The sequence below is a fragment of the Priestia sp. ABM2_011 genome (assembly GCF_056158845.1).
Genome location: NZ_JBSWUB010000001.1, coordinates 3,588,769 through 3,601,528 on the forward strand (window position 1 = coordinate 3,588,769; position 12,760 = coordinate 3,601,528).

At 34.7% G+C, this 12,760-nt stretch carries 14 protein-coding genes; 4 read left to right on the forward strand and 10 right to left on the reverse strand.

All coding sequences use genetic code 11. The features are described 5' to 3' along the window. Positions 1-118 precede the first annotated feature (118 nt). Positions 119-1,147, reverse strand: coding sequence for a serine hydrolase domain-containing protein (locus ACXAE4_RS19160; RefSeq protein WP_154989116.1), 1,029 nt, complete (start codon positions 1,145-1,147; stop codon positions 119-121). A gap of 86 nt (positions 1,148-1,233) precedes the next feature. Next, positions 1,234-1,803, reverse strand: coding sequence for a MarR family winged helix-turn-helix transcriptional regulator (locus ACXAE4_RS19165; RefSeq protein ID WP_028413823.1), 570 nt, complete (start codon positions 1,801-1,803; stop codon positions 1,234-1,236). A 243-nt stretch (positions 1,804-2,046) separates the two neighbouring features. On the opposite strand from ACXAE4_RS19165, the gene lgt reads away from it, so the two are divergent. From lgt to ACXAE4_RS19180, 3 genes are all read left to right on the forward strand, one after another. Continuing rightward, on the forward strand, positions 2,047-2,862 hold the full coding sequence (gene lgt / locus ACXAE4_RS19170) for a prolipoprotein diacylglyceryl transferase (RefSeq protein WP_098627278.1): 816 nt from the start codon (positions 2,047-2,049) through the stop codon (positions 2,860-2,862). A gap of 245 nt (positions 2,863-3,107) precedes the next feature. Continuing rightward, positions 3,108-4,154: a YeiH family protein gene (locus tag ACXAE4_RS19175; RefSeq protein WP_099330836.1), complete on the forward strand. Its 1,047-nt coding sequence runs from the start codon at positions 3,108-3,110 to the stop codon at positions 4,152-4,154. A gap of 475 nt (positions 4,155-4,629) precedes the next feature. Continuing rightward, positions 4,630-5,589, forward strand: coding sequence for an aldolase catalytic domain-containing protein (locus tag ACXAE4_RS19180; protein ID WP_033578621.1), 960 nt, complete (start codon positions 4,630-4,632; stop codon positions 5,587-5,589). Positions 5,590-5,734: 145 nt separating this feature from the next. On the opposite strand, the gene ACXAE4_RS19185 is transcribed toward ACXAE4_RS19180, so the two are convergent. From ACXAE4_RS19185 to ACXAE4_RS19215, 7 genes are all read right to left on the reverse strand, one after another. Beyond that, positions 5,735-6,070 (reverse strand): L,D-transpeptidase, encoded by a 336-nt coding sequence (locus ACXAE4_RS19185; protein WP_014460651.1) that lies wholly within the window; start codon positions 6,068-6,070, stop codon positions 5,735-5,737. Positions 6,071-6,144: 74 nt separating this feature from the next. Continuing rightward, positions 6,145-7,407: a glycoside hydrolase family 18 protein gene (locus ACXAE4_RS19190; protein WP_098999934.1), complete on the reverse strand. Its 1,263-nt coding sequence runs from the start codon at positions 7,405-7,407 to the stop codon at positions 6,145-6,147. 575 nt (positions 7,408-7,982) lie between these two features. Beyond that, positions 7,983-8,429 (reverse strand): ATP-binding protein, encoded by a 447-nt coding sequence (locus ACXAE4_RS19195; RefSeq protein WP_289578854.1) that lies wholly within the window; start codon positions 8,427-8,429, stop codon positions 7,983-7,985. Positions 8,430-8,546: 117 nt separating this feature from the next. Beyond that, the gene (locus ACXAE4_RS19200) at positions 8,547-9,236 is read right to left on the reverse strand and encodes a Na-translocating system protein MpsC family protein (protein WP_154989118.1); all 690 of its coding nucleotides are present in this window, start codon (positions 9,234-9,236) and stop codon (positions 8,547-8,549) included. A 139-nt stretch (positions 9,237-9,375) separates the two neighbouring features. Continuing rightward, entirely contained in the window at positions 9,376-9,591 is a 216-nt protein-coding gene (locus ACXAE4_RS19205; RefSeq protein WP_033578616.1) for a hypothetical protein, read from the reverse strand. Between the two features lie 177 nt (positions 9,592-9,768). Continuing rightward, the gene (locus tag ACXAE4_RS19210) at positions 9,769-10,464 is read right to left on the reverse strand and encodes a Na-translocating system protein MpsC family protein (protein WP_154989120.1); all 696 of its coding nucleotides are present in this window, start codon (positions 10,462-10,464) and stop codon (positions 9,769-9,771) included. A gap of 444 nt (positions 10,465-10,908) precedes the next feature. Then, on the reverse strand, positions 10,909-11,226 hold the full coding sequence (locus ACXAE4_RS19215; protein WP_475236668.1) for a DUF3243 family protein: 318 nt from the start codon (positions 11,224-11,226) through the stop codon (positions 10,909-10,911). Between the two features lie 255 nt (positions 11,227-11,481). Between ACXAE4_RS19215 and ACXAE4_RS19220 the strand changes: the two genes are divergently transcribed. Continuing rightward, positions 11,482-11,898, forward strand: coding sequence for a hypothetical protein (locus tag ACXAE4_RS19220; RefSeq protein ID WP_154989122.1), 417 nt, complete (start codon positions 11,482-11,484; stop codon positions 11,896-11,898). A gap of 335 nt (positions 11,899-12,233) precedes the next feature. On the opposite strand, the gene ACXAE4_RS19225 is transcribed toward ACXAE4_RS19220, so the two are convergent. After that, positions 12,234-12,395 carry a hypothetical protein gene (locus ACXAE4_RS19225; RefSeq protein WP_165635770.1) on the reverse strand — a complete coding sequence of 54 codons (162 nt, stop codon included), beginning with the start codon at positions 12,393-12,395 and terminating at the stop codon, positions 12,234-12,236. Between the last annotated feature and the right edge of the window lie 365 nt (positions 12,396-12,760).

A 12,760-nucleotide genomic window follows, 5' to 3' on the forward strand; every position in this document is an offset into this window, starting at 1 on the left:
TTCTGTTCCTTACAAACCTTAATGATAATAGCACGGTTTCCTCAAAAAAAGAAGCATATTCTATGCTTCTTGAAGGTCGGTCATATTCGGCGACAGTCTTTCAAATTGTCTTCCATCTTTATATATCTTTTGAATTTTGGAGGCTTTCTAATAAAGACATTCCTATATGTTCATCCTTATTTCTACTTAGTCTATAATTAGCTAAAACGACGGAAGCAACTTTCTTTTCTTTATCAATCCCTAAAAATGAGCTGAAGCATCCTGTTCCACCGCCGTGCAATATCACATTATTGTTTTTCTTTAAAAGCAACCATCCAAGACCCATATCAAACTTCTTTGTTCCATTGGCGTATTTTTTATGACAAAAAGACAGATATGGTTTATCTTCATCCATATTTATTTTTGCGTATTCAAGTAAATCATCAGCGGTTGAGGATACTGCGCCCGCAGGTGATATAAAATTCCCCTTGTCCCACTGCCAGTTGCCACAATCATTATTTTTGCGGTCATAGCCATGTAGATTATCGTTTGAAGCGCCTAAACAAGTATCCTTTAGTCCAAGCTCATTAAGAAGAAAGTCATTCATAGTATCCCAATACCCCTTGCCCGATATCATTCCCAACACGTATCCAATAAGGGATATACCGAAATTGGAATACTTCCATGAATAATCTACTTCTTTTAATTTACTTTTTTCGATCAGCATCTTCATTTTGTTAAAATCCATATGTAACGGATTATTTTTATTCAAATCACTTCCGCCAAAAATCAAATTAAAAATTATTTTAAAATATTCTCGTTTATTTAAAGGTAAGCTTCCTGAATATCCAGAAGAGTGAGTAGCGAGGCGGAGCAATGTAGGATAATACGTGTCTTCCTTAAGTTCTTTTATGTACTTTCGTATAGAATCGTTTAGTGTCAACTTGTTTTCAGATATGTATTTTGATAGCAGCGATATAGTAAAAATCTTAGTAATAGAACCAATTTCATAATGATATTTTTTGGATGAGTCAATTTCACCGCTTTCATTATAAATTTTGATAACATATTGGTTGTCCGTTAAATAGCCAACGGTTAATTTCAAATTCTTTTTTCCTCTACAGGTCTTGTTAATTAATCGTACTGTTTCATCACTGATTTCAAACATAATGAGTGCTCTCCCTTATCCTTTATTTCGAAAATCATTAAAAGGATCGATATGCTTCAAAGTAAAGTAGCCTATCAAATTTATTTTTATAAGTTCTTTTTTATATTATCAATTGCTTGAACTCTTCGACTTTCAAGCTCCCTTATCACTCTCAACTGTAATTCATTGTGATCTTCATCCATTTTGATGTTGCCTTCTTCTTCAAATCCATCATGTTCTTCCCCGTCAAAGCTATAAAGTTTCTTTAAAAGCTTCCACATTATTTCCAACTCTTCGGTTGAAAACTTTTTAAAAAGGTCTTCCAAAAAGAAAATTCCTTTTTCTGAAACAACAAGCAGCGCCTCTTTTCCCTCTTTTGTGATTTTCACGTTAACTGCACGTTTATCTTTACTGCTAGGAACCACGTCAACATACCCCTTCTTTTCCATAATGGTAATTAACTGCTTGACGCTTTGTTTTGTGGTTCCTAATTTTCTAGCAATATTATTTAACGTTGTTTCATCTTCAGGTAAATGAGCAATTGCCACCATCGCCATATGCTGTCTTGATGTTAAGAGCTCAAGAGACTGATCTCCTTTCACCTGGACTTTATTTGCCAGAGAAAATAAGGTAGCGTAAGTTTGCTGCATTAAAAAAAGATCTTTATAAATATCCATATTAACCCTCCATTTTAGACAATATATTGTCTAAAATAATAGTATATTTTGGTAATTAAGTCAATGTACTGTTTATTTTAATTTTGACTATTCTGTTACACTAAAGCAGGCAAAGAAATAGTGGCCTTTCGTAAGCAAAAGTTGTCCTTTCTATATCTAATTAGATATACTAAAAAGGCACTCTAATTTAATATCACTCTAAAAAAATGTAAGAAAACCGATACGAAGTAAAGGAGAAAAAACATGAACCAACACACACAACCTTTAAACCCTATCGCCTTCCACCTTGGTCCACTTGAGGTCCATTGGTATGGAATTATTATAGGGATAGGAGCTTTTTTAGGCTTTTTGTTAGCCTCGAAAGAAGGAAAGAAACGAGGTATCTCTTCAGAAACCATCTCTGATTTACTTCTGCTAGCACTACCCATTGCTATCGTTACTGCTCGAATTTACTACGTACTTTTTGAATGGAGTTACTATAAAGACCACCCAGGCGAAATTATAGCAATTTGGCATGGAGGCATAGCTATTCACGGTGGAATTATTGGATCTGTATTAACAGCTATATGGTTTTGCAGAAAAAAGAATCTTTCTTTTTGGAAAATGGCTGATGTTTTAGCTCCTAGCTTATTATTAGGCCAAGCTATTGGCCGGTGGGGAAACTTTATGAATCAAGAAGCACATGGCGGACCTGTTACACGTCAGTTTTTAGAAACTTTACATTTACCTGATTTTATTATTAATCAAATGTATATCAATGGAACTTATTATCATCCTACATTCCTTTATGAATCCCTTTGGAACATAATAGGTGTTCTTGTCTTGATCGTACTAAGAAAATCTTTGTTAAAAAGAGGCGAAGTCTTTCTTACTTACCTACTATGGTATTCGATAGGACGATTTTTTATAGAGGGATTGCGTACAGATAGCTTAATGCTAACTTCTCATATCAGAATAGCTCAGCTCGTTTCTTTCCTTTGCGTGCTAGGCAGTTTGATCCTGCTATGGTATAGACGTAAAAAAGGCTTAGCAACTAGTAAGACTGTATCTCTCTCATAAGCACATATATTTTTGTATGAATGATTTTTTAAAGAATTAAAGGATAAAAACATACAAAAGGAGCAAATTGATTTTCAGTAACTCTGAAGATCAACTTGCTCTTTTTTTGTTTCATTTATTAATATTTTTAATTTTAATAATGATTTATCTATATTTTACTAATGATAAAGTGTCTTTTATAGTTAAATCATACACTTCTTATGTGAAGCCGCGCTTGATAAGAACTCATATTGGAGATGAAATGTATGATAAATATAAATAAAGCCCAAAAGCGGACTCTATTCTCACGAACAAATGCCCAGACGTCATCTAATGTTTCTTTATGGGCCGGAGGAATTGCTTTTACTTTTCTTTTTGCTTTACTTGCTTATGGATTAGCGAAAGTCCCGGGATTCAATCATATTGGTCCACTAGCCTGTTCAATTATAATGGCAGTAATCTATCGTCAAATTTGGGGATACCCCGAAAAAATAAGGTTTGGAATTGAGTTCTCTTGTAAAAAGCTGTTACGTTATGCGATTGTTTTATATGGACTAAAGCTTAATATTGATGTTGTTATTCATCAAGGGCTAGGACTGCTACTTCGCGATGTGGGAACCGCTGTATTTGCGATTGTTTTAACAATTCTTCTAGCCAAATGGATGAAGGCTGATCGTGGTTTATCTCTTCTTTTAGGAATAGGAACAGGAATATGCGGTGCGGCAGCTATTGCAGCTGTTTCTCCGATTGTAAAAGCAAAAGAAGAAGATACAGCTATTGGAGCTGGTGTTATCGCTTTAGTGGGAACTCTATTTGCCATTGGATATACCATTTTAAGACCTTATATACATTTAACGAATATCCAATATGGAATTTGGTCAGGCGTTGGTCTCCATGAAATTGCCCATGTAGCTCTAGCTGCAGCACCGGCTGGACGCGACGCCCTAGCTATTGGCCTGTTGGCTAAGTTAGGCAGAGTGCTTTTACTTGTGCCATTAAGCTTTATCTTAATGTACTGGATGAAGCGAACAGGAAAAATGGAAAAGGATACGAAGATTGAATTTCCTTGGTTTTTAATAGGTTTTATCATCATGAGTATTTTTGGAAGTTATGTCGTAGGCAAGCACCTTATCATACCTAAAACGATCATGAATGATATTTCAACTCTAACCACGTTTCTTTTAACAATGGCTATGGTCGGCTTAGGGTTAAATGTAAGTATGAAGGCTCTTCGAACAAAAGCATTAAAGCCGTTGATTGCGATGTTTATTATCTCTATACTCTTATCATTTCTTACGTTTTGGACGATGTAAAGACCAGTAAATTAAAATGATTAAGTAACAGCTAATACTTCGTATACAACTGTTAATGTGAAAAAAGTCTTTTATTTCTCAGGTTTTAAATATCTTTCCAAATTTATGGATTAATTATAGAGAAATCTAAACCTATATTAGATACTAATGGCAGTTCCTCTCCTTAATAAACGGTTTCAATTAAAAAACACCCTTTATTGCAGTAAGTAGTGATGTAATAAAGGGTGTGTTTGTATATACTAGGGGTTGTAGTGCTGAACTTGGTGTTGTTTTAAGAGCATCAAGCGGATAAAAATCCGAAGCATCTCCTACCATGAAATACAGTAAAGCAGAGAAACATTTAGAAAATACATTGACGCCTCTGAATCAGTCATGGTATAAACACAATAGGAGAGTTTAGCACTTAAAAGCATAAAAGCGATAAAGTTTAAAACAGTATTTATATAAATAGAATACATAGGAGGAAACAACTACCATGGGACATAATAGCAAAATTATAGACTGTACCATTCGTGACGGAGGTTTAATTAATAATTGGGATTTTAGCGTTGAATTTGTGCAAGACTTATATAACGGCCTAAGCGCAGCCGGCGTTGAATACATGGAGATCGGTTATAAAAATTCACCTAAGCTTCTTCAAGCAACTGAGCCCAACCCATGGAGATTTCTTGACGATAACTTTCTCAAAGAAATTATTCCTGAGAAAAAGTTCACGAAGCTATCTGCCTTAGTAGATATTGGGCGTGTAGATCCAAATGACATCTTGCCGCGTGAACAAAGTATGTTAGATATGATTCGAGTGGCATGCTATATTCGCGAAGTAGATAAAGGCTTAGAGCTTATAAAAATGTTTCACGATTTAGGCTATGAAACTTCACTTAACATCATGGCACTATCTAGCGTACCGGAAAATCAGCTTATTGAAGCATTTGAAATGGTAAAGAAAAGCCCAGTAGATGTTGTATATATTGTTGACTCCTTTGGAAGCCTAGACCCTGCCGATATCGAGCATCAAGTGAAAAAGTTCCAAGCCATGATTCCTAGCAAACAGCTTGGGATCCATACCCATAACAACATGCAACTAGCTTTTGCTAATACATTAACTGCGATGCGCAATGGCGTTACATTCCTTGATTCATCTGTTTATGGTATGGGCCGTGCAGCTGGTAACTGTAACACAGAGCTGCTTGTTAGCTACATACCAAAACCAAGCTATGAGATGAAGCCGATTCTTGGCGTAATTGAAAAGCATATGCTTGAAATGCGTCAAAAGTGGGAATGGGGCTATATCATTCCTTACATGATTTCTGGTGTGCTGAATGAACATCCACGTGTTGCTATGGCTTACCGTGATAGCGAGGATCGTGACAAATTCGTAGATTTTTATGACAAAGTAACGTCTCCAGAAGTTACTACGTCTCCAGCATCAAAATAAGTTAAAATGCTAAAAGTACCTCTGTTAATCGGGGTGCTTTTTTGTATTACATAAAAAAACATGATTGTATAGCATATCCTTAAACTTTGATACCCTCGATCTCGACAATTAACTAAATGTAAACAGTCGTGCTCTTCTTAAACTATTATTTATGTATATAAACCGGCGTTCCAATAGGAACTGCAGAGGAAAGTTCTAGAATATCTTCATTATCCAGTCGGACACATCCATGTGACATATCTCTGCCAATAGAAGCTGGATCATTAGTTCCGTGTATTCCATATGTAGGCTTTGACAGTCCCATCCATAAGGGACCAAATACAGCTGGAGGGGTCGTATCTTTATTAATGATTTTAAATTTTCCAATTGGAGTTGGAGTGATCATTTTCCCTACAGCAATAGGATATGTCTTTACTAATTTAGCTCCATCATATAGTTTTAATTGATGCTGCTTTATTGAGACATCTATCCTTTTTGCCATAGAAGAACCCCCCACCCTCTTATAATTTACTATACATAAAATTTTCTAGATTAATCCATAATGACTGCTGCTATTTATACTGTTCTAATAGTAAAGAATTTCTTTAAAAGCCAAGGTCCTGGCGTAAACCCAAGCGTTAATTGCCAAGCACCTATTGCTTGCAAGCCGAATTGACGAACTAACACCATTTTTTCACTCATGCTTCTTACATCTTCAAACCATACTTCATGCATCTGCCCCGCTTGATCTTTATACCGAAAAAATGGAGATTTGTACTCCTTTGAATATTGAATGGGAGACTGATATCTCATCGCTGTTTTAATCGCATTTTGATTGGATATAGCGGGTGCTACCGTGCCGGGCTTGTAAGGAATTGACCAATTGTATCCATACAAAGGAACGCCAATGATGAGTTTTCTTCGCGGAACACTTTTTATCGCAAATTCTACTGTTCTTTTTACTTCAGTAATAGGTGCAACAGGCCCCGGATCGCTGCCTGCATGATGCCAGTCATATGCCATAATGAACATATAGTTAACAACGGCCCCTATTCCCCCGTAATCATATCCTTTTAACCAAGGGATATCTTCGCTCGTCTTGGCTGGAACCGCTATGGTCAGCACGTACCCTGCAGGTTTTAAACGTTCACCCAGCTGACGTAAAAATCCTGTAAAAAGATCTCTATCCTCGGCCTTTACACGTTCGAAATCAATATTCACCCCGCCGTATCCTTTTCTAGATACTAAATAAAAAATATTATTAACAAGATTGTTTCTGGCCTGAGGATTATTTAAAACTTGATGGGCAAGATCAGAACTAAATCCTTCAGAAGTTAGATTAGTAATCGTAACTAACGGTGTAACTCGGTTTTTCCAAGTCGTTTCAATCGCTACTAAATCGTTTAAATTATTTATAATATCTCCATTGCTGCCAAAATGATATTCAAAGATAGAAATGGAAGAGGAATACGTTGCAAAATCACTGATTAACTCGCGATCTGCTTCTGGGTTTCGAACGGCATAATATTCTAGTGTCCCTGCAATATAGTCTGATATGTTAGGAATGTTTATTTTCATTCCGACTTGCAAGTAGTTATACGAGACTGAAGGATTGGCCCTTTTCAATTGCTCCAAGGACACGTACGCTTTTTTAGCAATACCTTTCATCGTATCACCAGGTTGAACTGTGTATACATATAGGGCTATGAGCAAGGCTTGACCTGGAACAATATTTGCTTCTTCTAACCCATTCACGCTCCTAAGCTGTGCAACGGAATAACCATATCTTCTGCTTATTGAAGATAACGTATCACCAGGCTGAACTATATGAACAAACATGTTTTCTCCTCCTATGTACTCTTTATCTATTTACGTTTTATTCCGCACCAAGTTTAAAAAAGCCATTCAATAAATGTATATGAGTATTGTTTGTTTATATAACTGAGTTAAGTAAGGGATAACCTCTTTACACACTCTCACTCTATTGCGTCCCTAATACGGGTAGAAATGTTCCAGAGATGATCTCAAAATCTATGTATCATAAATGTATGTTTTTGGTGTACTTGAAACAGGCTGTTTTTTGTCAGATAGGATTATATTAAGAAATAAAAAGAGCAAGCTCTCTATCATGAGAGCTTGCTCCTTCCATTTAACGATTAAATGGAATTGCTCATAATTTCCCACACCTTTTTCTCATGTTTTTAAGCCTCTTGTGATTACTGCAGAGAAAAATTTTTGTCCTACGGCTAAGAGTTAATAGAGGAGAAGCACATGCTGAGGGCACCAACTCAAGCATGTGAAATATCTTAACCGTACCCTAGAGCAGGATCATCAGGGGATGATATTTTTAGAAGCTATCTCCTATTTAATAAAGGAGTTTTTTGTAAAGAGGAAGTCAGTTCTTTCTTAACCTTTTACCTTGTGTTTCTTTTATTTATTTTTTTTTTCCATTTTATAACCTCGATGTTAACGCCATGATCTTCTTGAGATGATATGGTGAATTCGTCCATTAATTTTTTTACCCCTGATAAACCAACGCCTAATCCCCCTGACGTTGTATAGCCACTTTCTAGCGCTTGTTGAATATTTTTAATGCCTGGTCCTTTATCTATAGCTATTATTTTGAGTCCTATTTCAAGTTGATTCTCTATTATTTCCATTATAATTTTCCCCGTAGTGGCATATTTATATATATTTCTGGACAATTCTGAAATAGCCGTAATAATTCGGGCCTGATCGAGTGCGCTGAAGCCTAAGCAATTAGAGAACATTCGTCCTTTCTGACGGGCTTCTACTATATCCACTTCCGTGTGTATCTCAACAGTTAAAGGTTCCTTTCCTTTATCCGATTGAAATAGCATAATTATCACCACTTTCTTTATTTTAATAGTAGTAAAAAAACAATAGGCCAAAAAGAAAGGTTAGATAACCTTTCTTTTTGGCCTACATCTAGTTCAGTGCCTAGCTTATTAGTGCCGTTATGAAGTTGCGTTTAAAATCAGAAGAATTGTACTTTTATCTTTATGAAAATCCCATGCGACCAGTATATCTGTTACCTTTGAATCTAAAATCACTTCTAATGATTGACTATGCTCATGGAGTAGCCTTTTTTCGAGATTTCTTTTAGCCAATGTAAGGTTTTCTTCAAACCCTAATTGGACTAATTCTTTCTCTATATTTACCATAATACCTTCCCTAATTATAAGGAGTGTTCGCTGATCTAATAAATAAGAAGAAACATCTTGAGGGAGTTTTTCTGCTTTTTGAGTCACTTCCTCAACTTCTTTATGCAGCAATTTCTGATTTTTATAGGAATGGTTGACTATGTTATGTTTATCAGAATGGATCATGATAAACATGCCAGACTGCAGCTCTAAATTCCAATCATAATAAAATTCTTCAATATCTAAATGTATATTTAATTGTATATATCCTTTTATCTCTTCAATTAAAGTCTCCATCAACAAATCACGTGTTTTTTGAACATAGATAACTTGTCCCTTGTCTAACAAAGCCTTTTCTAAAGGTAATAAAAAGGCTTTAAAATAAACGGTTATAAAAGGAGGAGAAATGACGGTGAATACACCTCCAGGACCTCTTCCAAAGTTTTCACGAAGTAATCTTCCCATATAACTACTTAATTCTTTTTCCAGTTTCGTTTTATCCATAGATGGTGCACCTAGTTTCTAGTTTCATAAGGTATACTATTCGTGATGTTTTATGAAAACTCCTTCTTCATCATAAGATCATTTTGGGTAATAAGAATTCACTTTTCACAAAATGTAAACGAGTCATACTAGTATATTTTTAATAGATTGGTTTCTGTTTACCTTTGTATTTTCTATGTTTAAAAATTCTTCTTTTATTTGAAATTCCAATTTTACTTCCATAGATAATGGTACTTAACAGTATTATATCCTTGCTAATTTCTTCTTTGTAAAATTCATTGTCATACTTTTGGTAATCCTGCAACAATCGACGAAGCTCTTTTATAAACAATACAATCTCATGATTATCAGCCATACCGACCAAATCCTTTCTGTTGGCACATCCTATTTTCAGATGCTATTTTAGGGGATTATTCCGTTACAAAAGGACTTACTCTTTTGAAACAACAAAAATAAGCCGAAAAAGAAAAGGTATGAGCTTTTCTTCCTCGGCTTATGTTTGGCACAATGTGTCCAATTCATTACTGCCTCATTAATTTTTTGGTTTTAAGATAAGGGTAATAATGCTATTGTCCTTTTCAAAATCCCAATCCACAAAAATATCAAGAATGTCTGCATTTAATATCTCATCATAGTCATCGTTTTGTCGTAAGATTCCTTTTTCCAAAGGGCGTTTAGAGATGCGTAAGGTGTCATCAAAACCCAACGAAATTAGCTGCTTTTCAATAGCCACCAGTATTCCTTCTCTTACGATGACCAATGTACGATCACTTAATTTATACGAAGAGATTTTCTCAGGCCCTTTTTGTGCAATTTCACTCATCTTTATAATCCGATCATGAATTGCTTGTTTTCCTGGGTAAGGGTCACCCTCAGTCAAATCGTCTTTCAAATCGTCCAGACAAACTCCCACAAAAATTCCGGAGTGATGATCTAAATTCCAATCATAATATAAGTGCTGGATGTCAAGGTCTGTAATCCCTTTAATTTGACCAGTGATTTGAGGTTCAAGAGTCTTTACCAAAAGCTCTCTTGTAGTCATAACCTGAAGTTCTTCATTCTGGTTTAACAGTACTTGTTCCATCGGTGATACAAAGCCACTAACATAAATAACAACATAAGGTTCATAAATCGTAACATGAACAGCCTCGGGGCCTTTTCCAAAGTTATCTCGTAACAATTTGCCCAAGTTATTCGCCAATTTTGTTTGCTGAGCCTTAATATCCATATTTCTTCATCCTTTATTAAGAAAGAAGCATCATATCCTCTTTCCATCATTTTATTGTACCATTACGAACGAATAATTTAAATATACAGAATAAATAAAAATAATTTGTTACTTCATGTTTAACCGAATTATAAACGTTCAAAACCTCTTCTTTCTATTGCTTGGTACGTATTTTGAATGTCACCGAAAAATACGAATCCGTTGGATTCGTACTGATGTTTTCAATGAAGTGAGTTATAGCATGTAGTCAAATTATTGTTGGGGAAATATAGCTTTATCTTTTAATTGATGCATCGGAGGGACATATTAAAAAATAAACAGAGGTGCAGCATGAAAGAGAAAAAAGAGCCACTTATTTTACGCAAGTGGCTCTTTGCTATGTTGATTGAATTCACTTGAACCTCTAATAAATAATGGCAAAACGCAATCTATAATCGATTTAGATTATTCTTTGACTAATTTAACAAGCATATGAGCAAGATGATGTTGTTCTTCCTCGTTTCCAACTTTCCATAACTCATGTAACAAGTATTGCTCTTCATTTTGTGGCTCCTCATGGGTTGCGAGATAGTCAGCTATTTTTTTAGCTGCTAGAGCTAATTGATCATCATTTAACCCTAGTTTCTCACCTTTTGTGACTTTATCTCCTAAGTAACTTTTAAATTCGTTAAAACTAGAAAGGATGTTGTCTTTCTTCTCTTGACTCATTTCATTTAGTTTATCCTCTACTTTATTCTCAACGGTTTCAGTATTATTGTTCATTTTTCATTCTCCTCTCCAATTAGGTATCAATATTCTTATATGGTAAATCCCCCATTTACAGGTATATAAACATTTCGCAGCCTATTCATATGTTAAGTAGAATAATAGTAAACCTTGAATAAAACTCGAGTATTTGTAATAAAGTTTAGTGAAACACCTTTTTGATAACAGGTTGTATTTCTTAGGATATTAACAACCTAGGTTAGTTCCACAAAACTTAACGGGTTATTTAGATGAGGAACGGAGTGAATACAAATGAGTTTAGCTACTTATATAGGTTCGAACGTAGAATTACCTGTAGAATTACCTATTAATAAGGAATTAGATGATTTAGTTACTATTGGGAATTGCTTTTCAGATGAAAGAAATCGATTGAACATAAAGAAACACCAATTTACTACCCTTTATGTTTATGAAGTTGCAAGTGACTGGGGAATTGAGATTACGGAATATATGAATAAGAGCAGGCGCAAAGAATCAAAAGAGAAACTAATTGCACTATGCAAATTGATGGACCGCTATCTTAAGTCAGGAGACTTTTTTGAATTGTATAGTTGTTGGGTAGGAGAAGAAGCTGAAGAACCAGAGAGGAAATTAACGTTAAACATCCATTACTTTGACATCGACGACATTGACATGCCAGAAAAAACATTAGTTAGAATTGAAAAATGAGTTCGTCCTATTATTATGGTGAAATTACCCTTATATAGTATACATAAAAACAGAAAAACTCCCCTAATGCCTTAAGGGAGTTTTTCTGTTTAGTTAAATATTAAGGGTGTAATTGCTTGTTACTTACATATCATTTAATATTTTTGTAGATATTTATTATAACCTACCAAATGATTTCGGGAAAGCAAAAAATAAAAGCGATTACTTTTAATTCAAAATAATAGATGAAATATAACTGTCTTTTTATGAGATGTATTTTGGTTCTGGAAAAATACAGTGCTTAAGCTTATATGCTCTAAATTTCTCCTTATCTATTAATAGATAAGGAGAAATTTTTATTCTTTATCGTTTCCTGGCACAGCATTAGAAACTATAGAAGTGTCTCCAGTATAATACTTATGGGGATAAGGATCAGAAGGCTTTGTTGCAAACTCTTTCTCAAGATCAGCTAATTCCTCTGATACCTGTTCTAAATCATTTGATTGATTATCACTCATATAAAACTCCTCCTTTTAATTAAACAATGTTCATCGCGCATTAAGGATACGTTTTTTCATAATGTGGATATACATGCTGTTTTTATTCTATACTTTCCTGTGCCTTTTCTTCATTTAGTATATATTTCAAATTAATATTTATTACTTTTTATAGGAATTTTCATTAGTCCATTATCTACCGCACCCATTCTTTTTTGTTTTATACTTTCGCTTCCTCTAGGGTTTCTTACCTATACACTAACAAATCTGCTTCTTCTGATTATCCAGCCAAGTGAACTTATTATTTTTCCTTTTACAACAGGAATACTGGGAATAGGCATAGGAGCTGCTTTTTACTTTTAAAAAAAGAGATTGTACATTATTAT